A 21855-nucleotide genomic window follows, 5' to 3' on the forward strand; every position below is an offset into this window, starting at 1 on the left:
CCAGGGGTTGTGCCTTGCCTGGATGCCCTGTGCCAGAGGAACGTGAACGTGGCTGACTTGCCGAATGCAATTTTTCTGATGGGGCCGACGGCCTCCGGCAAGACGGATCTCGCCATCGCTCTGTGTCAGGCCCTGCCCTGCGACATCATCAGCGTGGATTCCGCACTGATTTATCGCGGCATGGATGTGGGCACCGCCAAGCCGAGTGCCGCCGAGCTGGCGCAGGCGCCGCACCGGTTGATCGACATCCTGGATCCGGCCATGAGCTATTCGGCGGCGGATTTTTGCCGCGATGCCCTGCGCGAGATGGACGAGATAGCGGCCCGTGGTCGCATCCCGCTGCTGGTGGGGGGCACCATGCTCTACTTCAAGGCGCTGCTGGAGGGACTCTCTCCGCTGCCTCCCGCCGATCCGGCCATTCGTGCCCAGATTGAGGCCGAAGCCGCCAGCCTCGGCTGGCAGGCACTGCACGATGAGCTGGTGCGCATCGACCCGGTGGCCGGGGCGCGTATTCATCCCAACGATCCGCAGCGTCTGAGCCGGGCGCTGGAGGTCTATCGCATCAGCGGCAAGACCCTCACCGAGCTGACCCAGGTACAGGGGGAAGGCTTGCCGTATCGGGTGCACCAGTTTGCCATCGCGCCGACCGATCGCGCCGTGCTGCACCAGCGCATCGAGCAACGCTTCGATCTGATGCTGCAAAACGGCTTCGAGCAAGAGGTGCGAACCCTGTTTGAACGGGGAGATCTCACCCCGGACCTGCCTTCAATTCGCTGCGTTGGCTACCGCCAAATGTGGGACTACCTGGCAGGGGAAGTGGGATATGATGAGATGCGTTATCGTGGCATCGTTGCCACCCGCCAGCTGGCCAAGCGTCAGATGACCTGGTTGCGCGGCTGGTCCGATCTGACCTGGTTGGAATCTGGTGAGTCTGGCAATCTTGCCAGGGTCGTCGCCCGCGCTGGTGCGGCTTGACACTCCCTGTATAATCAGGTTGTTATATTGATATCCGGTGTTTAAAAACAACAAACTATAAGGAAAAGAAAGATGGCTAAGGGGCAATCTCTCCAAGACCCGTTTTTGAATGCGCTGCGCCGTGAGCGGATTCCTGTTTCTATCTATTTGGTGAACGGCATCAAACTGCAGGGTCAGATCGAATCGTTTGACCAGTTTGTCATTTTGCTGAAGAACACCGTGAGCCAGATGGTTTACAAGCACGCCATTTCTACCGTGGTGCCGGCCCGCGCCGTCAACCATCATCAGCACGCCCCGGGCGCCGCTGGTGAAGAGCAACAGGGTGAAGCCGAGGCGTGATATCCTGCGGCGAGCCGACTCGCCAACTCAGATTCATCATGAAACCTGTTAAGGAGCAAGCGCTTGTTTGACCGTTATGAAGCTGGTGAACAGGCCGTTCTGGTACATGTCAACTTCAGTGATGAGGGTGAGCGGGAGGATCTGGAAGAGCTCAAGATGTTGGTGAGCTCGGCCGGGGTCAATGCGCTGGGGGTGGTCACCACCAGCCGCAGCGCCCCCAGCGCCAAGTTTTTTGTCGGCAGCGGCAAGGCGGAAGAGATCGCGTCCCACGTACAGATGCTGGGTGCGGACGTCGTCATCTTCAACCACGCCCTGACCCCCGCCCAGGAGCGCAACCTGGAGCGTCTGTTCCAGTGCCGGGTGGTGGACAGAACCGGCCTTATCCTGGATATCTTCGCTCAGCGCGCCCGCACTCACGAAGGCAAGTTGCAGGTCGAACTGGCCCAATTACGCCATCTTTCTACTCGCCTGGTGCGAGGCTGGACCCACCTTGAGCGTCAGAAGGGGGGGATCGGCCTGCGTGGTCCGGGTGAAACTCAATTAGAAACCGATCGACGCCTGCTGCGGGAACGCATCAAGGCGATTTTGCGTCGACTCGACAAGGTGGCGAAGCAGCGGGAGCAGGGTCGTCGCGCCCGCAACCGCAACGAGGTGCCGACCGTTTCTCTGGTGGGCTATACCAACGCCGGAAAGTCCACTTTGTTCAACCAACTTACAGATGCCAGCGTGTATGCTGCCGACCAATTGTTCGCAACTCTGGATCCCACCCTGCGTAAATTGGTGATCCAGGATGTGGGTGATGTGATTCTGGCGGATACAGTTGGATTTATTCGACACTTGCCCCATGATCTGGTCGCGGCCTTCAAGGCGACGCTGCAGGAGACCCGCGAGGCGGACTTGTTGCTGCATGTCGTGGACTGTGCCGACGAACAGATGCAGGAGAATGTCGAGTCGGTACAGACTGTGCTGGCCGAGATCGAGGCGGACGACCGTCCCCAGCTGATGATCTGTAACAAGATAGACAAGCTGGCCGAGCGACCGGCCGGTCTGGAGCGGGATGACGAGGGTCGCCCGGTGCGGGTCTGGCTCTCTGCCCAGACTGGTGAGGGGAGTGAGTTCCTGTTCCAGGCCCTGACTGAACTGCTGGCTGGATCCATGGTCCATCACACCCTGCAATTACCGCCCTCGGCCGCCAGATTGCGCAGTGCGCTCTATCGGCTCAAGGGCATCGAGCAGGAAGGTTTCAGCGAGGAGGGGGATTTTGTCCTGGAGGTGCGCTTGCAAGTGGCCGACTGGAACCGCCTCATGAAACAAGAAGGTGAGAGTTTACAACGCTTTATCAGGCATTGATTCGTCGATGAGGATGAAGGCTTAGCGGCTTCGTCAACGACTGGTGACCCGATAGAGATGATATCCATCCGCATGTATTAATGGAGACGCTGATGGCTTGGAATGAGCCTGGTAACAACGGCAAAGACCGTGACCCTTGGGGGAATAACGGCAAGAATCAGGGACCCCCTGATTTGGATGAAATGCTGCGTAAGGTGAGCCGCCGCTTTGGTGGCCTGTTCGGTGGTGGCAAATCCGGTGGTGGTGATGTGGGCAAGTTTGGCCTCTCCATCGCACTGGTGGTCGCCGTGGTGGTGTGGGTCGTCAGCGGCTTTTACACCATACGTGAAGCCGAACGCGGTGTGGTGCTGCGTTTTGGGGAGTATTCCCATAACGTGGATCCTGGCCTGCGCTGGAAACCGACCTTCATCGACAAGGTGATCCCGGTGGATGTGGAGTCTGTGCGCTCCCTGCCTGCCTCCGGCTTCATGCTGACCCAGGACGAGAACGTGGTCCGGGTCGAGATGGACGTGCAGTATCGCGTGGTCGATCCCCAGCAGTACCTGTTCAGCGTCACCAATGCGGACGAGAGTCTGAGTCAGGCCACCGACAGTGCCCTGCGCCATGTCGTGGGTCACACCCGCATGGACGAAGTGCTGACCACCGGTCGTGAGAAGGTCCGTCAGGACACCTGGCAGGTGATCGACAGCATCATAGAGCCCTACCACATGGGTCTGCAGATCGTCGACGTCAACTTCCTGCCAGCCCGTCCGCCAGAAGAAGTGAAAGACGCCTTCGATGATGCCATCTCCGCTCAGGAAGATGAGCAGCGCTTCATTCGTGAAGCGGAAGCCTATGCCCGTGAAGTCGAGCCCAAGGCTCGTGGTCAGGTCAAGCGTCTGGAGCAGGAAGCCGAGGGTTACAAGTCCCAGATCGTGCTGAAGGCCCAGGGTGAAGTCGCTCGCTTCAACGAGCTGCTGCCCCAGTATCAGGCCGCACCCGAGCTGACCCGTGACCGTATCTACCTGGAAACCATGGAAGAGCTCTACCAGCAAACCAACAAGGTGGTGGTCGACATGCCTGCTGGCAACAACAGCATGATCTACCTGCCGCTGGACAAGCTGTCTGGCAAGGCGAATACCGTACAACAACCGGCCCGTGCGGCGGGTACTGCTGCGGTGGAGCCGGCCCAGCCGTCCAACGAAGGGGCTAACTCCACTCCGACGCCGCTGCGTGGCGGCGACCGTTTCAGCACAGGGAGAAACTAATAGATGAAGAAGATTGCTATTGGTGTGATCGCTGTGGCTGCCATGGTCTGCTTCTCTTCCGTCTTCATCATCGATGAAGGTCAGAAGGGGATCGTCGTGCAGTTCGGCAAGGTCAAGCGGGTTGACTCCGGTGAGCCCCGTCTCTACGAGCCGGGTCTGCACTTCAAGGTGCCGCTCATCGATCAGGTTCGCAAGATGGACGCCCGTATCCAGACCCTGGAAGGCCAGGCGGATCGTTTCGTCACCTCCGAGAAGAAAGACCTCATCATCGACTCCTACGTGAAGTGGAAGATCGAGGACTTCTCCAAGTACTACCTGGCAACCGGTGGTGGCAACAAGATCCAGGCCGAAGACCTGCTCAAGCGCAAGATCAACAACGGTCTGCGTTCCGAGATCGGTAACCGCACCATCAAGGACATAGTCTCCGGTGAGCGCAGTACCGTGATGGAAGATGCCCTGATGAAGATGGCGCGCTCCTCCGAGCTCGGCATCAAGGTGGTGGATGTGCGGATCAAGCAGATCAACCTGCCGGTGGAAGTGTCCAACTCCATCTATCAGCGGATGCGTGCCGAGCGGACCGCGGTTGCCCGTGAGCACCGTTCCCAGGGCCGCGAGCAGGCTGAAATCCTGCGTGCCGACATCGACCGCAAGGTCACCGTCATGATCGCAGATGCCGAGAGTAACGCCCGTCAGCTGCGTGGTGAAGGGGATGCCGAAGCCGCCAAGATCTATGCCGACAGCTACAAGAAAGACCCCGAGTTTTTCAGCTTCGTGCGTAGCATGGAGGCTTACCGCAAGAGCTTCGCCGGTGGCAATGACCTCATGGTCCTGAAGCCGGACAGCGAGTTCTTCCGCTACCTCAAGTCTCCTCACGGCGACAAGCAGTAAGCGTCTAACACCCACGCTTAGCACTGCAAGAACGAAGGGCCTGAACATTCAGGCCCTTTTTGCATCATGGGGCAGCCCGCCGTCGAGGCGGACCTGTCTTGGCAAGTAAGGAGAGGGGATGCTGACATCCGTGTTGATGGGATTGGGGCTGTTGCTGCTGTTTGAGGGGTTAGGGCCCTTGCTGGCGCCGAAGGCCTGGCAGCAGATGCTGCGACTGATGAGCGATCAGCCACCGGAGCAGCTGCGCCGCATCGGCGGCTGTCTGGTGGTGGCCGGCGCCGTCATCCTCTGGGCGCTCGGCCACTGAGGCGGCTGGGCACAGCCCAGCGACCGGGGCGCCCTGTGCTGACCAACAGCGCCGATCAAAAAAGAGGCCCCTGGGCCTCTTTTTTATGCGCAGCAGATGAGCTGGTCAGGCGCTGCGTTGCACCGCCATCTCGGCCAGGGTGGCCAGCGCCTGCTTGTGCTCAGAGTCAGGCAGGATGGCGAGGGCGGCGATGGCCTTGTCGGCCTCTTCCCGGGCGCGTTGGCGGGAATATTCGAGGGCACCGGTGCGATCCAGGATGGCCAGGATCTGGTCTAAGTGATCCATGCCGTTGCGATGTTCGATAGCATCGCGCACCAGCTGGCGCTCCTCGGGGGAGCCGACCGCCATGGCCCGCAGCAGGGGCAGGGTGGGTTTGCCTTCGGCCAGGTCGTCGCCGACGTTCTTGCCCATCTCATCGCTCTGGGAGCAGTAGTCCATGACATCGTCGATGATCTGGAAGGCGGTGCCCAGATACTTGCCGTAATCTGTCATGGCCTGCTCGACGGACGCAGGCTGATGGGTCAGCACGGCGGCGAGGCGGGTGGCGGCCTCGAACAGCTTGGCGGTCTTGCAGTAGATGACCGTCATGTAGCTCTCTTCCGTGGTGTCCGGATCGTTGCAGTTCATCAACTGCAGCACTTCCCCCTCGGCGATGGTGTTGGTGGCGTCGGCCAGAATCTCCATCACTTTCAGGTTGGAGAGCTCGCTCATCATCTGGAAGGAGCGGCTGTAGAGGTAATCACCGACCAGCACGCTGGCGGCGTTGCCAAACATGGCGTTGGCGGTCTCCCGACCACGGCGCAGGTCCGATTCGTCGACCACGTCGTCGTGCAGCAGGGTGGAGGTGTGAATGAATTCGATGATGGCGGCCAGTTTCAGGTGATCTTCACCTTCATAACCCAGTGCGCGGGCGGCCATGACTGTCAGCATGGGGCGCATCCGTTTTCCGCCTGCACTGACAATGTAGAAACCCAGTTGGTTGATCAGACTGACATCGGACTGGAGTCTCGCCAGGATCAGTTCATTGACCGCCGTCATGTCGGCGGCACAGAGCGCACGGATAGTCTGTTGGTCCATAAGTCTCGTAACGTGACGGCAGCAATTACTGCGTTTTTAGCAATGGCGGGGATTCTACACGATTTCACAATGGGTTACAGTTAAGCGTTTATTCACGGCGGCAGATATGCGCACAAAATAAACTTTTTGCTAAATTGGCCTTGCCTGAGCAAATCGATTTGCGTAGAATGCCGGCCCATTGTTATAGGTTTTTGCGCGTGTCTGGCCTTGAGCAAAAGACACGCCTTTACGGAGTTAATCAAATGTACGCGGTATTCCAAAGCGGCGGAAAACAACACCGTGTGGCCGAAGGTCAAATCGTTCGTCTGGAAAAGCTGAACGTTGAGACTGGCGCTACCATCGACTTCAACGAAGTTCTGATGGTTGCTGCAGGCGACACTTTTAAAGTAGGTGCTCCTTTCGTTGAAGGTGGCAAGGTTGTAGCTGAAGTTGTGGCTCACGGCCGTGGCGAGAAAGTGACTATCGTCAAGTTCCGTCGTCGTAAGCACCATCGTAAGCAAGCGGGCCACCGTCAGTGGTTCACTGAAGTCAAAATCACTGGCATCAGCGCTTAATTAGAGGAGTCCGATAGATGGCACACAAAAAAGCTGGCGGTTCATCCCGCAACGGTCGCGATTCTGAAGCTAAACGCCTTGGCGTGAAGCGTTTCGGCGGCGAAACAGTTCTGGCAGGCAGCATCATCGTTCGTCAGCGTGGCACCAAGTTCCACCCTGGCACCAACGTTGGCCTGGGCACCGACCACACTCTGTTCGCTACTGCGACCGGTAAAGTGTTGTTCGAAGTTAAAGGTCCGCAGAACCGTAAGTACGTCAGCATCGTTGCTGAGTAATTACGGACCGCAAGGATCCAAAGCCCCGCCAACAGGCGGGGCTTTTGTTTTTCTGATGAGTTTGACGAAAAAGCGGCACGCGGATGCGGCGGCGAAGACGGGCCTGATCGGCCAGATGCGTCTCGCCCGCAGGGGTCTGTACCACTATAATTGCGTATCGGTTTTTCGAATTGAAGGTGACGGTTACCTATGAAGTTTGTTGATGAAGTCCAGATTCGAGTCGATGCCGGTGACGGTGGTAACGGTTGTGTGAGCTTCCGCCGTGAGAAGTACATTCCGAACGGTGGCCCGGACGGCGGTGACGGTGGCGATGGTGGCGACGTCTATCTGATCGCCGACGAAAACCTGAACACCCTGATCGACTACCGCTTCGAGCGTTTCCATGCCGCTGAGCGTGGCGAGAATGGCCAGAGCGCTAACTGTACCGGTCGTCGCGGCAAGGATCGTACCCTGCGCGTGCCGGTCGGTACCCGTGCCAGCGATGAAGACACCGGCGAACTGCTGGGTGACCTGACCACCCATGGCCAGAAACTGCTGGTCGCCAAAGGTGGCTTCCATGGCCTTGGCAACACCCGTTTCAAGAGCTCGGTCAACCGTGCTCCGTACCAGAAGAGCAACGGCACCCCGGGTGAAGTGCGCACCCTGAAGCTGGAGCTGCTGCTGCTGGCGGACGTCGGCATGCTGGGTCTGCCCAACGCCGGCAAGTCCACCTTCATCCGCGCCGTCTCTGCGGCCCGTCCGAAAGTGGCCGATTACCCCTTCACCACCCTGGTGCCGAACCTGGGCGTGGTACGGGGCGAGAACTCCCGCTCCTTCGTCATCGCCGATATTCCCGGCCTGATCGAAGGGGCCGCCGAAGGGGCTGGTCTGGGTATCCGCTTCCTGAAGCACCTCGAGCGCTGCCGCGTGCTGATCCACCTGGTGGACATCTGCCCGGTCGATGGCTCGGATCCCGCCGAGAACGCCGTGACCATCGTCCGTGAGCTGGAGAAATACAGCCCGGAACTCGCGAGCAAGCCGCGCTGGCTGGTATTCAACAAGATGGATCTGATCCTGGAAGAAGAAGCCCAGGAAGTGATGGACAGAGTCAAGGCCGCACTGGCCTACGAAGGCCCTGTCTACCAGATCACTGCCATCAGCAAGGAAGGCACCAAGAAGGTGTGCTACGACATCCTGGATCTGCTGGATACCATGCCTCGTCAGCTGGAAGCCGATGCCAAGGCCGCCATCGAGAAGGTGGAGTTCAAGTGGGACGATTACCACAAGAACCAGCTCGCTCAGGCGGAAGCCGAAGCGCTGGCCGCTTCCAAGGCCTTCGATGATGGTCTGGATGACGATGACTGGGATGACGAAGACGACGATGGCGTCGAAGTCATCTACGTGCGCGATTGATTTCTCCCGCTCACGACGAAACCGGAGCCTGGCAACAGGCTCCGGTTTTTTTATGGGAAGCGCGACGGGATCACCATATAGATATATTTCTCATGCCACTTATTGCCTGCCTATCGAGACTGATTATACTGCGCGCCTGAACTTAACCATTTTGAAACAATATGCTAACCAATCGATTTGAATTGATATGCATATCTGTTTTGGTTTGTTCTGATGGATGGTTTGTCTGTAGAAATATTTATGCTTGGAATAATCCATTAAAAGCTTGTTTGTGCGTTTTTATTGGATATTCTTGCGCCCGTTTGCCGGGTGAGAGCATGAACATGCAGACGACCTGGCTGAAGGAAAAGTCACATTAAGGCTGTCGATCATGTTGGAAAAGACCCTGCAGGCCCCGGCGATCCATACCCGCCGCAACCTGCTGATGTTCCTCGTCCCGTCTCTCATCGGGATCCTGCTGTTTATGACCCCGGTCATCTATGACGGTAACGTCACCATTCCCGTCGCCGTGCTGGCGAAACTGGTGCAGACCGTGTTCGCCGATCATCTGGTGGCCGTGGTCAGTGCCATCATCACCACGACCATGCTGATGACGCTCGTTGCCTGGCTGTTCAAGCCGGCGATCCTGGTGCGTCGCCCCTTCCTCAACAGCCTGTTCAACGTCTCCCCGTTCTGGGCCTGTGTGCGGGTGCTGGGGGGCGTCTTCGTGCTGCTGACTTTCTTTGAGGCAGGGCCCGAGGCGCTGCGCTCCGGGGCGACCGGTGGCCTGGTGCTGCACGATCTGCTGCCGGTGCTGTTCTCTGTGTTCATCTTCGCCGGCCTGCTGTTGCCTCTGTTGCTGGACTTCGGCCTGCTGGAGTTTGTCGGCACCATGATGACTCGCATCATGCGGCCGGTGTTCCGCCTGCCGGGTCGCTCGGCGGTGGACTGCTTTGCCTCCTGGCTCGGCGATGGCAGCGTCGGCATCCTGCTCACCAGCAAGCAGTACGAAGGCAAGTTCTACACCCAGCGGGAAGCGGCCGTCATCGGCACCACCTTCTCCGCCGTCTCCATCACCTTCTGCCTGGTGGTGATCTCCCAGGTGAGGCTGGAGCACATGTTCGTGCCCTTCTACCTGACGGTCTGCCTGGCCGGGGTGGTGGCCGCCATCGTCGTGCCGCGCCTGCCGCCGCTCTCCTGGAAGAAGGATGTCTACAGCGATGGCAGCCCCCTGTGCCGCAAGCAGGAGGCGATCCCCCATCAGCACAGCGTGTTGAGTTATGGCTATCAGCGTGCGCTGACCAAGGCCGACAGCATGACGAGCCTGGGTGCCGTGGCGCGGGAAGGGGTGAAGAATGCCCTGGACATGGTGTTTGGCGTGCTGCCGGTGGTGATGGCCATCGGTACCTGCGCCCTGATGCTGGCGGAGCACACCCCTGTGTTCAACTGGCTGGGTGCTCCCTTCGTGCCCTTGCTGGAGCTGCTGCAACTGCCGGAGGCCGAGGCGGCGTCCAAGACCATCATGGTCGGCTTCGCGGACATGTTCATCCCGGCTGTGCTGGCCTCCACCATAGAGAGCGACATCACCCGCTTCGTGATCGCCGCCATGTCGGTCACCCAGCTCATCTATATGTCGGAAGTGGGCGCCCTGCTGCTTGGCAGCAAGATCCCGGTCAAGCTGTGGGAGCTGTTCGTCATCTTCCTGCTGCGCACCCTGGTCACCCTGCCGGTCATCGCCGGCGTGGCGCACCTGCTGTTCTAAATCCACGAGCGTCTCTTCACCGCAAAACGGTCAACTTCGGTTGGCCGTTTTTATGGAACTTATTCGACCAAAGTGTGCCTTCTCAATAATCGAAATTTACATTAACGTAACAACCGTATTTGCATGCCAGCCGAGTCGTGGGCGACCCCAACCCTCGTGACCAGGAGTCACTCATGTACTCATCCCTCAGCTACCTGGCCGGTCCCAGCGACCAGCCCCTGCTCCACCAGACCATAGGCGATTACCTGCAAGGGATAGCTGAGCGCTTTCCCGAGCGGCCAGCTGTGGTGGTGCGTCACCAGCAGATCCGCTGGAACTATCGTGAGTATCTGGCCGAGATAGACAGGGTGGCACTGGGGCTGCTGGCGCTCGGCATCCAGCCGGGGGACAGGGTCGGCATCTGGTCACCGAACAACATAGAGTGGTGCCTGGTGCAGTTCGCCACCGCCCGCATCGGCGCCATCATGGTCTGCATCAATCCCGCCTATCGCAGCTACGAGCTGGAGTTCGCCATCAACAATGTGGGCTGCCGCGCCCTCATCTGTGCCAGCGGTTTCAAGGGGACGGACTACCTCGCCATGCTGAGGGAGCTGGCCCCCGAGCTGGCGGAGTGCGAACCCGGCAAGCTTGTCGCCCCCCGTCTGCCGAGCCTGGGGTTGGTGATCCGGCTCGGCGAGGAGGCAACACCGGGTATGCTCAACTTCGGCGCCGTACAGGCGCTGGGAGGTGAACAGGATCCGGCGAGGCTGGCCCGGGTCGCGGCCACGCTGAGGCCAGAGGATGCTATCAATATCCAGTTCACCTCGGGCACCACGGGCAATCCCAAGGGGGCGACCTTGAGTCACAGCAACATCCTCAACAACGGTCAGCAGGTGGCAAGGGGCATGGCCTTCAGCGAGCAGGACAGGCTCTGCATCCCGGTGCCGCTCTATCACTGCTTTGGCATGGTGCTCGGCAATCTGGTCTGCATCAGTGTGGGGGCCTGCGCCCTGTTTCCCTCGGAGGCGTTCGATCCGGTGGCGACGCTGCAGATGGTGAGTGAGGAGCGCTGCACCGCCCTGCACGGGGTACCGACCATGTTCATCGCCGAGCTGGAACTGGCGGATTTCGGCCGCTTCGATCTCTCCTCCCTGCGCACCGGCATCATGGCGGGGGCCATCTGCCCCGAGCCCCTGATGCGCAAGGTACAGGATTTGATGCACATGACGGAGGTAACCATCGCCTACGGTCAGACCGAGTGCAGCCCCATCAATCACATGACCGCCATCGATGCGCCTCTGCACAAGCGGGTGACCACGGTCGGTCGGGCCATAGGACACACGGAGATCAAGCTGCTCGATCCCAGCGGCGAAATAGTGCCCATCGGCGAGAAGGGGGAGATCTGCTGTCGCAGCAATGGGGTGATGCAGGGCTACTGGCAGGATCCGGCCAAGACGGCGGCCACCATAGACGAGGAGGGCTGGTTGCACTCGGGAGACATAGGCATCATGGACGACGAGGGCTATGTGCAAGTCGTCGGGCGCAGCAAGGAGCTGATCATCCGGGGTGGCGAGAACGTCTATCCGCGGGAGGTCGAGGACTGGCTCTACGATCACCCGGCGGTGCAGGATGCCGCCGTGTTCGGGGTCGACAGCGAGCGTTATGGTGAGGAGGTGTGCGCCTGGGTCAAGCTCAGACCGGATCAGGACGTGAGCGAGGAGGATCTCAGGCAGTTTCTCTCTGCCCGCATCGCCTACTTCAAGGTGCCGAGGTACATCCGCTTCGTGGAGGAGTACCCCATGACGGTGACCGGCAAACTGCAGAAGTTCAAGATGCGGGAGACCATGAGTCACTACCTGGCGAGCCCGCCGACCGAACTCGCTTCCTGATCAATGTATACGAGGGCCTGTTGGCCCTCTTCTCATGATGAGGCGTGCGTCATGGGGATCACGGTAGTGGATCCCGTGGCCAGCAGTGCCTGGCACTGGGCCTCGTCCAGCTGTTCCGGGGATAGGAAGCGCTCGGCATAGTCTCGCCAGACGCCACTCTCGATGAAGAGGGTGAACAGCGCCTCGTCGATGTGCTGCTCGCGCACCATGCTCTGCATGATGGTCAGTGACTGGGAGACCGTCTTGCCCGGTTTGTAGGGGCGATCGCTGGCGGTCAGTGCCTCGAAGATGTCGGCGATGGCCATGATGCGGGCGGGAATGCTCATCTGGGCGCCCTGCAACTGGCGCGGATAGCCCTTGCCATCCATCCGCTCGTGATGGCCGCCCGCTATCTCGGGCACCTTGCGCAGGTGATGGGGGAAGGGGAGGCGCTCCAGCATGCGGATGGTCTGGATGATGTGATCGTTGATCTTGTAGCGCTCCTCCTCGGTGAGGGTACCGCGGCCGATGGCGAGATTGTAGCGCTCCCCCCGGTTGTAGAGGTGGGTGGGGACCTTGACCTTGAAGCCCCAGGGATTGTGCGCGGTGAGCTGGTCGTGGTCGGGTCTGGGGATCTTGTGCTCCGGCTTGTCGGCCAGCAACGGCTCAAGGCAGGGCAGGGAGGCGGGCGCCTCCCCATGGAGCTTGAGGGCATCCCGGCTGAGACCAAGCCGGTTATCCAGGGTGCGCAGCCAGGTACGGCTGGCGATGGCGTCGAGCTGTTCCAGTTTCTTGGGATCCATCCATTCGCCCCCGAGATTGCACTCGGCGACGAAGGCGAACTCCTTGTCCAGCGCGGACCAGACGGGGGCCACCGCTTCCTGGCTGGCAAGCCGCTCCGCTTCCGGCAAGCGGGTCGCCAGCGCCTCTATGTAGGCATCGCGCTTGAGCACCTCGAAGCGGGTGCGGATTTCGTGAATGCGGTCGTAGATGGTCTCGAGCTTGGTGGCCTTGTCGACCACGAACTCGGGGGTGGTGACCTTGCCACAGTCGTGCAGCCAGCTCGCGATGTGAATGGCTTCCCACTCCTCCTCGTTGAGTGTGAAGTCGCTGAAAGGGCCCTGGCTCTGGGCACAAGCCGCCTCCGTCAGCATACGGGTCAGCTCGGGGACGCGTTGGCAGTGGCCGCCCGTGTAGGGGCTTTTGGCATCGATGGCGCCGGCGATGAGCTCGATGAAGGCTTCCAGCAACTGCTTTTGCTCCTCCAGCAGGCGCTGGTTCTCGATGGCGGAGGCCGACATGCCGGCCAGCGCCTCGATGAGACTGGTACGCGCGGCCAGTTCGGCCTCAGAGCAGCTCGGCAGGATCAGCAAGAGGCAACCGATCAGCTCCTGGCGATGGTTGTAGAGGGGCTCGCTCAGCAACTGACGCTGACCGGGAAAGGGGCCCCAGTCGGCTAGGTATTGCGACCAGTTGTCGGCATCGAGGGGCAGACTGAGCCGCTCGCTATGGTAGAGACCGCCTAGCAGCTCCGCCTGCCAGTGTACCTTCTCACATTCCAGGGGCTGCTGCTGCCAGATGGCCTGAACCGCTGTCATCTGCTTGTCTTGCGCCAGATAGAGGCAGCCTCCTTGCGCCTGGGCGGCCGCGACCGTCTCGTGCAGGATCCGGCTGAGCAGGGAGTCGAAGCGGCGCTCGGCCGCCAGTGCCCGCCCCATGCTCATGAAGTTGCCCAGGGTCAGCCGCATGCCGGACATGGTGCGGGCCAGGTCATCTATCTCCTGAATGGCGGAGCTTGGCCCAGGGCTGTCACTGAAATCGAAGTGCTGGATCTGCTCGGCCTCCCGGGTCAGCGCCAGCAGGGGGGAGGCGGTGCGCCTCGCTGTGAGCCAGATAACGGGCAGCAGCAACAGCAGACCGGCCAGGGTCCATGCCAGGTTGTGCAGGGCCTCTTGCCGCGCCTGCGCCGTCAGCGCCTCTGTGGGGACCAGCAGGGCGATATAGAAAGGTGAACCCTCCCCCAGGGAGGAGAGGTTGACCAGCCAGTTGCTGCGATCATCCGCACTGAGGGTCTGCTCGCTCGGGCCGTGCAGCAGGGTGGGCTGGGTGGCAATTTGCTGCTGCAGCCTGGTCAGTATGGGGTGATTGAGGGCCGACAGCATGGGCAAACGGCTCAGCTGATCGAAGCTGGGCAATTGCTGGGGATCAGTTGCCAGCAGGGTGCCAAATTCATCGAATAACACCAGCTGGCTGTGGTTGGGCAGGGCGAGCCCCCCGATCAGGGCTGAGAGTCCCTCGACGCCCGTATCCAGCCCGAGTACCGCCCGACGATTGTCGCTCTCCACCGCCAGCGTCATGCCCGGCTCCATGGTGGTGAAGAAGAGGTAGGGGTGGGTCACTATGATGCCGGTGCGCCAGCGGGCCTCCTTGTACCAGTCACGGCTGCGAGGATCGTAGCGATAATCGGGCATGAGGCGACGCTCGAGCAGGTGCAGCCGTTTGTCAAAATAGAGGTATTCCCCCTGGCCCTGGCTCAGGCTCTGTACCAGCAGGTAGCTGGCGGGAGGGGCTTGGTCCAGGCGCTCCTTGGCGCGCGGGGTCAGCTTGCGGACCAGAAAGAAGTCACCATCCTCATAACCGGCATAGATAGCGCCATAACTGGCACTGTTGGCCAGCACTTCGGCCAGTTGTGGCAGATAAGCGAGACGCGCCTCCAGATCCGTCATGGCCGCCAACTGGCCGCTGCGCAGCAGGCTCAGGGACATGCGGGCCGGGCGTTCGTTCAGGTTGAGTGCCAGCGCTAGCTGATCTCTGTATTGCTGAAAGCTCTGACGCTCGTGCTCCAGCCCTTGCTGCATGCTCTGCTGGTACTGCAGCAAAATGAGAGCGCCACCCAGCAGGGTGAACAGCAGAATGAACAGGGTGGCAATGTGTACATAAAAGGGTCTTCGACCCAGGCTGGCTTTTGTCATGGACGTATCCTTGTCCCACACACAATCATCATAGTGAGCAACTATTCAGTGTGTCCGAAGGATGACAAAAAACACAATTACCGACAGAGGATTATTCGAGGGGAGACGGCCCCGACGGGGCCGCCTGAGTCATGCCAGTACGGCGGCGGGCACCAGGGTGACGGGGGCGTCTTTTACCTCGTGCCAGACTTGATGGTTGTCTTGGTACTTGTAGTTGGCGGTACCGGACTTCCAGTCTTCATTGAGCACCATGCGCAGCTCGAAGTTGGGCAGGATCACCGGGCCTATGCCGGCGTGCTGTGGCCATTTGATGATGGGGTAGCCCTGGGCCGTCACCAGAATATGGCACTGCTTGGGCATGACGCACATATAGGTGTATTGGCCTTTCACGTCGGATGCCAGATCCAGCGGGGGATTGGTAGCCTGGGTCAGGTGAGCGACGCCGCTCAGGGTTTCGCCCGGGGTATAGACGCTGAGGTTAAGACGCAGCAGTGGGGCGCCCGGTTTGGCTTTGCCGATGTCGAAGGAGGCGAGGAAGAGGCCGGTCTTGGTATCAGTGGTTGCATTCATGCCTGTATTCTCCAATGAGATGGGATAGGGGGTCTGCTCACCGCCGGACAACGAGCCATCAGAGACTAGTGTCACCCGGGACTCTTCGTTACTGCGAATAATGTCACTTGACGTTCACGCCACCCTGGCATAGCTCAGACACGTCACCGGACAAGACGCAGGCAGGGCAAGGGAGCGAGCCCGCATCCTCTCCTGGGGGCTGGATGGGGTGGCGATCTCATCAGGATCCCCAGACGTGTGCCATTCAGATATCTCATGCTACATTGCCCACTGCTTGTTGAACCCTGTTGCAATGGAGTGTCCCATGTCTGTCGTCCCCTATTCCGTTCTCGATCTGGTACCCGTTCCCGAAGGCGCTGTGCCGGCCGAATCATTTCGCCATTCACTGGATCTGGCTCGTCATGCCGAGCAGTGGGGCTACCACCGCTACTGGCTGGCGGAGCATCACAACATGCCGGGGATCGCCAGCGCCGCCACCTCTGTCTTGATTGGTCATCTGGCCGGCGGCACTAGTACGCTGCGGCTGGGGGCGGGCGGCATCATGCTGCCGAACCACTCGCCTCTGGTGATTGCCGAACAGTTTGGCACCTTGGCTTCTCTCTATCCTGATCGTATCGATCTGGGGCTCGGGCGCGCGCCTGGCACAGATCAGCGCACCATGCAGGCACTGCGCCGTCAGAAGAGCGGTGAGGTGGATGACTTCCCCGCCGATGTACGCGAGCTGATGCACTACTTTGGCGATCAACCGGGCGCGGTACAGGCGGTCCCGGGTCAGGGGTTGCATGTCCCCATCTGGTTGCTGGGCTCCAGCCTCTACAGCGCCCAGCTGGCGGCGGCCATGGGTCTGCCGTTCGGCTTCGCCTCCCACTTCGCCCCCGGCCTGCTACTGCAGGCGCTGGAACTCTATCGCAGTCAGTACCAGCCTTCCGCCCGCTGGCCCAAGCCCTATGCCGTGGTGTGCATCAACGTGATAGCAGCCGATACTGAGCGAGAGGCCCGCTTCCTGTTCACCACGCTGCAGCAGCAGTTCCTGCGGCTCTATCGCGGTGATGCCGGCAAGTTGCCGCTGCCGGTGCAGGAGCTGGGGGAGGAGTGGTCGCCGCGAGAGCTGATGGCGATGGAGCAGACCCTGGCGCGTTCCCTGGTGGGTGACAGGGACAGAGTCCGTCACGGCTTGCAGGCGCTACTGGCCGAAACTGGGGCGGATGAGCTGATGTTCAACGGCCCCATCGTCGACCACGAGGCGAGACTGCACTCCTTCAAGATCGCCGCCGAGCTGATGCAGAGTCTCTGAATCGTGGACGAAAAGAGTTCTAATGCATTGATTTAACACGACAGTCAGGTTGATGTCAGGGCTTTGTCGTGTCATCAGCCTGCTCTCGCCCCTATGCTGGCCCTGTCCATAACCACGAGGAGCCGATGATGATAGTCAGGAAATTGAGATTGCAGCGGGGTTGGTCTCAGGAGCAGTTGGCCACCCTCTCCGGTCTGAGTGTGCGCACCATCCAGCGGATTGAGCAGGGGCAGCAACCCGGACTGGAATCCCTCAAGGCCCTGGCCTCCGTCTTTGGGCTCGACGTGACTCAACTGCAGGAGAGCGAGATGAAAGGGAACGATGTCGAGAGTGCGGGGAGCGTGCATGTCGCCCAGGATGAGCGGGAGGCGATGAAGTTCGTCGAGGGGCTCAAGGGCTTCTATGGCCACCTCATCAGCTATGTGTTGGTGATGACGGGTCTGTTCATCATCAACTATCTGAGCAACCCGGATTACATCTGGGCCTGGTGGCCGGCACTGGGCTGGGGGCTGGGATTGGCGTCTCATGCTATCAACCTGTTCCAGCCATTCAAGCTGTTTGGGCCAGAGTGGGAGCGGCGCCAGATCGAAAAGCGGTTGGGGCGTAAACTCTAGTCTCAGGGCGATCACCATAAAAACGGGCCCGGCAGTGATGCCGGGCCCGTTTCATTACTGAGTCGTGCCGCCGTGCAAGACGAGGCTGTGACTATGCCTCACTTGGCGTAGGCGGGGCAGGGGGTCGCTATCAGGGCGTCATCTTCATAACGCCACAGGGTGAGGCTGTTGCCCCAGACGCAGCCAGTGTCCAGCCCCTTGATGTCATCCTTGCCGGTGACCCCCATCAGGGCCGCCCAGTGGCCGAACACCAGTATGGGATCGTCCACGTGGTGCTCACGCTGCTCAAACCAGGGACGCAGGCCAGGAGTGGATTCTGTCGGCCCCTTCTTGCACTTGAAGTCGAGTCGACCGTCGAAGTAGCAAAAACGCATGCGGGTGAAGCTGTTGATGATGTAGCGATAGCGCTCTATCCCCAGCAGGTTGTCGTCCCAGCTGTCCGGTTGATCCCCGTACATGTTGTGCAGCAACCACTGGTATTGATCCCCGCGCAGCAGGCTCTCCACCTCACGGGCGCAATTGCGTGCGGTGCGGGCATCCCAGGCGGGAGAGAGTCCCGCGTGGATCATCATGATGGGCAGGTCCGGGTGTTCCGCCAGCAGGGGGCGCTGGCGCAGCCACTCCAGCAGCTCATCCCGATCCGGTGCCTCCATCAGGGCTTGCAGCTTGTCTTTCTTCTTGAGCGGCGCGACCCCGTTGGCCACCGCCAACAGGTGCAGATCGTGGTTGCCGAGCACGGTGACGGCGCGTTGGCCCAAGGATTTGACGAAACGCAGGGTATTGAGGGAGTCCGGGCCACGGGCCACCAGATCGCCGCACAGCCAGAGGGTGTCGTTATCGAAGTCGAATTCGGCCAGATCCAGCAGACGGCGCAGGTCGTCGTAACAGCCCTGGATATCGCCGACAAAACAGTTTGCCATGCAACCTCAGTTAATGATGTGGGGAACGGCCAGCGTGAAGGGGGCGATGGGGGCATCGAACTGCTGCCCAGACTCATCTTGCAGCAGGTAGCTGCCCTCCATCACGCCAAACGGAGTGGCGAGGGGAACGCCACTCTGGTAGCTGAAGGTCTCGCCGGGGGCGATAAAGGGTTGTTCACCGACCACTCCCGGACCTTCCACTTCCTGCATCTTGCCATTGGCATCCGTGATGAGCCAGCGCCGATGCAGCAGTTGCACAGTCCCGGGTCCCAGGTTCTCTATCTCGATGAGGTAGAGAAAATGGTAAGGATCCTCTGTGCCCGCCACATAACTGGGGTGCGGGCGGACCACTATCTTGGGCTGTGCCATAGGATCAGGCCTGCTGCTGATCGGCCAGCCAGTTGGCGATCATGACGAACTGCTCGAGGGAAAGGTTCTCCGGGCGCAGGTTGCCATCAATGCCAAGCTCGGTCAGCTGAGCGTCAGTGATGAAGTTGGAGAAGCTGTTGCGAATGGTCTTGCGGCGCTGGCCAAAGCCCTCGGTGCAGACACGGTTCAGACAGCGGATGTCTTTCGCCACTATGGTCGGGTTCTTGTGCGGGATCAGGCGCACCACGGCGGAGTCTACCTTGGGAGCAGGCTTGAAGGCGCCCGGGCCCACTTCCAGCACGGGGACGACCTGGCAGTAATACTGGGTCATCACGCTCAGGCGACCATAGGCCTTGCTGCCCGGGCCGGCGGCCAGACGCAGCACCACTTCCTTTTGCAGCATGAAGTGCATCTCTTCGACCCGGTCGGCGAACTCGCACAGGTGGAAGATGAGCGGGGTGGAGATGTTGTAGGGCAGGTTGCCGAAGATGCGCAGCGGCCCTTTGCCTTCTCCCATCAGGGTGCCGAAGTCGAAGCGCATGGCATCGGCTTCGATCACGGTCAGCTTGTCTTTCAGGGTGGGATGCTCGCGCAGACGCGCAGCCAGGTCCCGGTCCAGCTCGATGACGGTCATCTTGTCCATCTGGGCGGCGACCGGTTCGGTCAGCGCGGCCAGACCCGGCCCGATCTCCACCAGGTTCTGGCCTGGCTGCGGGTTGATGGCGGCGACTATCTGGTCGATCACATAACGGTCGTGCAAGAAGTTCTGACCGAAACGCTTACGGGCCGTGTGGCCCATGTGCACCTTGTTGCTCTGCACCTTACTGCTCATATCTTTTTTTCTCTACCATCTGAATGGCGTGGTTAATCGCGGTGATCAGGCTGCCCGAGTCTGCCAGGCCCTTGCCTGCCAGATCCAGCGCCGTGCCATGATCCACCGAAGTGCGGATGAATGGGAGTCCTAGGGTGATATTGACCGAGTTGCCAAAGCCCTTGTATTTGAGCACGGGCAGCCCCTGGTCGTGGTACATGGCGAGTACCGCATCCGCATCCTTGAGGTATTTGTCCTGGAACAGGGTGTCGGCCGGCAGGGGGCCGACCAGATCGATGCCTTCCTGGCGGAGGCCAGCCAGAGCGGGTTCGATCACCTCGATCTCTTCCCGGCCCAGATGTCCCCCTTCCCCGGCGTGGGGATTGAGGCCACAGACGTAGATCCTGGGGCGTTCGATGCCAAATTTCTGCCTGAGATCCGCATCCAGGATGCGGATCACCTTGCCGAGGCGATCTTCTGTGATGGCCATGGCCACGTAGGCGAGCGGAATGTGAGTGGTCGCGAGTGCCACCCTCAGCCCCTCGGTCGCCAGCAGCATCACCACATCGGCGGTGCCAGACTGCTGGGCGAAGAACTCGGTATGACCGCTGAACGAGACCCCGGCCTGGTTGATGATCCCCTTGTGCACAGGACCTGTCACCACGGCGGCGAATTCACCGTTCATGTTGCCGTCACAGGCCCGTTGCAGGGTCGCCAGCACATAGGCGCCGTTCCCCTCATCGAGCTTGCCGGGCACCACGGGGGCGCCGAGGGGCAGGGGACAGACGGTGAGCGTCCCCGCCCGCTGCGGGCAGGCAGGGGCACTAGGGTCGTAGGGTTCCAGCACTATGGGCAGGCTCAGCAAGGCGGCACGCTCGCGCAGCAGGGCGGGATCGGCGATCACCACCAGCTGGTGCGGCCAATCCTGCTGGGCTATTTGCAGCACCAGATCCGGGCCTATACCGGCTGGTTCACCCGGCGTGATGGCAAGACGACTGCAGTTCATCAGTTCGGTTCGATCTGGATGTAGGCTTCATCACGCAGCTCGTCCAGCCAGGCTTGGGACTCTTCGGTGAAGCGGCGGTTGAAGATGAGCTGGTAGGCTCGTTGTTCCTGCGCCTTGCCGGTGGCATCCTGACTGCGACGATCTTCCAGCTGTACTATGTGCCAGCCGTGGCTGGTGCGGAAGGGTTCGCTGATCTGGCCCGGTTGCAGACGGTTGACCATGTCGCGGAATTCCGGCACATAGACGCCGGGATCGGACCAGCCGAGTTCGCCGCCTTGCACCGCAGAGCCCGGATCCTCAGAGTACTTCTCCGCCATGCTGGCGAAGCTGGCCTTGCCGCTCTTGATGTCGTGCAAGATACCATCGAGCGTGCTCTTGGCCTTCTCCTCGGAGAGAATGATGGAAGGCTTGATCAGGATGTGACGCGCCTTCACCTCGGTCTGCAGCACCTGCTGTTGGCCCTTGGTGTCGAAGATCTTGATGATGTGCAGACCGGCACCGGAGCGCAGCGGGCCGACGATGTCGCCCTTGTTGGCGCCCTGTACCGCCTCCGCCATCAGGGTTGGCATCTCCTGCGGGCTCATCCAGCCCCAATCACCCCCTTCCAGGGCCTTGGGACCATTACTTTCGGCGATGGCCAGCTTGCGGAAATCGGCGCCATCCTTCAGGGCGGCCAGGATGCGTTCAATCTTGGTTTTGGCGGCATTGAGCTGCTCGGCGTTCGGGTTGTCCGGCAGGGCAACCTGGATGTGGCCGACATGGTATTCGGTCTGTTGCTGGCCCTGCTTGCTCAGCGCCTCGACCACTTGCTTCACCTCCTGCTCGGAGATGTTGATGCGGCGGCGAACCTGGCTGCGGCGCACTTCGTTCATCAGGATCTCGCGGCGGACCTCTTCCCGGTACTGGGCATAGGTCAGGCCTTCACGCTCCAGCTGGGCGCGCAGTTGATCCAGGGTCATCTTGTTGTCGGAGGCAATGCTCTGGATGGCCTGCTCCAGCTGGGTATCACTGATCTTGAGGCCTTGACGATCCGCAAGTTGCAACTGCAGGCTCTCCTGGATCAGGCGATCCAGCGCCTGTTTGCGCAGGGTGGCGTCATCGGGCAGGGACTGGCCGCTCTCCTGAGCGGAGGCCTTCACCTTCTGTACCAGAGCATCTTGCTGACTGACCAGCACCACGTCCTTGTTGACCACGGCCAGCACCTTGTCCATCAGCTCCGGGGCGGCGAGGGCGCCCTGGCTCATGGCGCCAAACAAGCCTGCGGTCAGCAGGGAAATCAACGTCTTCTTCATATCCATCTCTCAAGG

At 60.6% G+C, this 21855-nt stretch carries 21 protein-coding genes; 13 read left to right on the plus strand and 8 right to left on the minus strand.

Annotated features, from left to right (window positions below):
• Positions 1 to 57 precede the first annotated feature (57 nt).
• From miaA to CUC44_RS01020, 6 genes are all read left to right on the plus strand, one after another.
• Complete coding sequence (gene miaA, locus CUC44_RS00995) at positions 58 to 975, plus strand: tRNA (adenosine(37)-N6)-dimethylallyltransferase MiaA (protein ID WP_100858247.1); 918 nt, start codon at positions 58 to 60, stop codon at positions 973 to 975.
• Positions 976 to 1047: 72 nt separating this feature from the next.
• The gene (gene hfq / locus CUC44_RS01000; RefSeq protein WP_100858149.1) at positions 1048 to 1314 is read left to right on the plus strand and encodes an RNA chaperone Hfq; all 267 of its coding nucleotides are present in this window, start codon (positions 1048 to 1050) and stop codon (positions 1312 to 1314) included.
• Between the two features lie 63 nt (positions 1315 to 1377).
• The gene (hflX, locus tag CUC44_RS01005) at positions 1378 to 2664 is read left to right on the plus strand and encodes a ribosome rescue GTPase HflX (protein ID WP_100858150.1); all 1287 of its coding nucleotides are present in this window, start codon (positions 1378 to 1380) and stop codon (positions 2662 to 2664) included.
• A 92-nt stretch (positions 2665 to 2756) separates the two neighbouring features.
• Positions 2757 to 3911 (plus strand): FtsH protease activity modulator HflK, encoded by a 1155-nt coding sequence (gene hflK / locus CUC44_RS01010; protein ID WP_100858151.1) that lies wholly within the window; start codon positions 2757 to 2759, stop codon positions 3909 to 3911.
• Between the two features lie 3 nt (positions 3912 to 3914).
• Complete coding sequence (gene hflC, locus CUC44_RS01015; RefSeq protein ID WP_100858152.1) at positions 3915 to 4799, plus strand: protease modulator HflC; 885 nt, start codon at positions 3915 to 3917, stop codon at positions 4797 to 4799.
• Between the two features lie 118 nt (positions 4800 to 4917).
• A complete protein-coding gene (locus tag CUC44_RS01020) occupies positions 4918 to 5106 on the plus strand; it encodes a DUF2065 domain-containing protein (protein ID WP_100858153.1) in 189 nt (62 codons plus the stop codon).
• A 105-nt stretch (positions 5107 to 5211) separates the two neighbouring features.
• Here the strand turns inward: CUC44_RS01020 and ispB are convergent, their stop codons facing one another.
• Positions 5212 to 6183: an octaprenyl diphosphate synthase gene (gene ispB, locus CUC44_RS01025; RefSeq protein WP_100858154.1), complete on the minus strand. Its 972-nt coding sequence runs from the start codon at positions 6181 to 6183 to the stop codon at positions 5212 to 5214.
• 242 nt (positions 6184 to 6425) lie between these two features.
• Between ispB and rplU the strand changes: the two genes are divergently transcribed.
• From rplU to CUC44_RS01050, 5 genes are all read left to right on the plus strand, one after another.
• Positions 6426 to 6737: a 50S ribosomal protein L21 gene (rplU, locus tag CUC44_RS01030; RefSeq protein WP_005304210.1), complete on the plus strand. Its 312-nt coding sequence runs from the start codon at positions 6426 to 6428 to the stop codon at positions 6735 to 6737.
• 17 nt (positions 6738 to 6754) lie between these two features.
• The gene (rpmA, locus tag CUC44_RS01035) at positions 6755 to 7012 is read left to right on the plus strand and encodes a 50S ribosomal protein L27 (protein ID WP_005911261.1); all 258 of its coding nucleotides are present in this window, start codon (positions 6755 to 6757) and stop codon (positions 7010 to 7012) included.
• A gap of 189 nt (positions 7013 to 7201) precedes the next feature.
• Positions 7202 to 8404: an Obg family GTPase CgtA gene (gene cgtA / locus CUC44_RS01040; protein ID WP_100858155.1), complete on the plus strand. Its 1203-nt coding sequence runs from the start codon at positions 7202 to 7204 to the stop codon at positions 8402 to 8404.
• A 370-nt stretch (positions 8405 to 8774) separates the two neighbouring features.
• Complete coding sequence (locus CUC44_RS01045; RefSeq protein ID WP_100858156.1) at positions 8775 to 10145, plus strand: YjiH family protein; 1371 nt, start codon at positions 8775 to 8777, stop codon at positions 10143 to 10145.
• A 173-nt stretch (positions 10146 to 10318) separates the two neighbouring features.
• The gene (locus CUC44_RS01050) at positions 10319 to 12013 is read left to right on the plus strand and encodes an AMP-binding protein (protein ID WP_100858157.1); all 1695 of its coding nucleotides are present in this window, start codon (positions 10319 to 10321) and stop codon (positions 12011 to 12013) included.
• 32 nt (positions 12014 to 12045) lie between these two features.
• On the opposite strand, the gene CUC44_RS01055 is transcribed toward CUC44_RS01050, so the two are convergent.
• Positions 12046 to 14964, minus strand: coding sequence for an HD domain-containing phosphohydrolase (locus tag CUC44_RS01055; RefSeq protein ID WP_100858158.1), 2919 nt, complete (start codon positions 14962 to 14964; stop codon positions 12046 to 12048).
• 129 nt (positions 14965 to 15093) lie between these two features.
• Complete coding sequence (locus CUC44_RS01060) at positions 15094 to 15534, minus strand: DUF1842 domain-containing protein (RefSeq protein ID WP_100858159.1); 441 nt, start codon at positions 15532 to 15534, stop codon at positions 15094 to 15096.
• Positions 15535 to 15838: 304 nt separating this feature from the next.
• Between CUC44_RS01060 and CUC44_RS01065 the strand changes: the two genes are divergently transcribed.
• On the plus strand, positions 15839 to 16828 hold the full coding sequence (locus tag CUC44_RS01065; protein ID WP_100858160.1) for a luciferase-like monooxygenase: 990 nt from the start codon (positions 15839 to 15841) through the stop codon (positions 16826 to 16828).
• Positions 16829 to 16956: 128 nt separating this feature from the next.
• Entirely contained in the window at positions 16957 to 17442 is a 486-nt protein-coding gene (locus CUC44_RS01070) for a 2TM domain-containing protein (RefSeq protein ID WP_100858161.1), read from the plus strand.
• A gap of 98 nt (positions 17443 to 17540) precedes the next feature.
• On the opposite strand, the gene CUC44_RS01075 is transcribed toward CUC44_RS01070, so the two are convergent.
• The 5 genes from CUC44_RS01075 to surA are packed head-to-tail and all read right to left on the minus strand — an operon-like array spanning position 17541 to position 21840.
• Entirely contained in the window at positions 17541 to 18362 is an 822-nt protein-coding gene (locus CUC44_RS01075; RefSeq protein ID WP_100858162.1) for a symmetrical bis(5'-nucleosyl)-tetraphosphatase, read from the minus strand.
• Between the two features lie 6 nt (positions 18363 to 18368).
• Entirely contained in the window at positions 18369 to 18731 is a 363-nt protein-coding gene (gene apaG, locus CUC44_RS01080; RefSeq protein ID WP_100858163.1) for a Co2+/Mg2+ efflux protein ApaG, read from the minus strand.
• A 4-nt stretch (positions 18732 to 18735) separates the two neighbouring features.
• On the minus strand, positions 18736 to 19563 hold the full coding sequence (gene rsmA, locus CUC44_RS01085; protein ID WP_167388736.1) for a 16S rRNA (adenine(1518)-N(6)/adenine(1519)-N(6))-dimethyltransferase RsmA: 828 nt from the start codon (positions 19561 to 19563) through the stop codon (positions 18736 to 18738).
• Positions 19553 to 20548, minus strand: coding sequence for a 4-hydroxythreonine-4-phosphate dehydrogenase PdxA (pdxA, locus tag CUC44_RS01090; RefSeq protein ID WP_100858164.1), 996 nt, complete (start codon positions 20546 to 20548; stop codon positions 19553 to 19555). The genes rsmA and pdxA overlap by 11 nt, the downstream gene beginning before the upstream one ends.
• Positions 20548 to 21840, minus strand: a complete 1293-nt coding sequence (surA, locus tag CUC44_RS01095) for a peptidylprolyl isomerase SurA (RefSeq protein ID WP_100858165.1) — start codon at positions 21838 to 21840, stop codon at positions 20548 to 20550. The genes pdxA and surA overlap by 1 nt, the downstream gene beginning before the upstream one ends.
• Positions 21841 to 21855: the final 15 nt, after the last annotated feature.

Source organism: Aeromonas lusitana, assembly GCF_002812985.1.
Lineage (GTDB): Bacteria > Pseudomonadota > Gammaproteobacteria > Enterobacterales > Aeromonadaceae > Aeromonas > Aeromonas lusitana.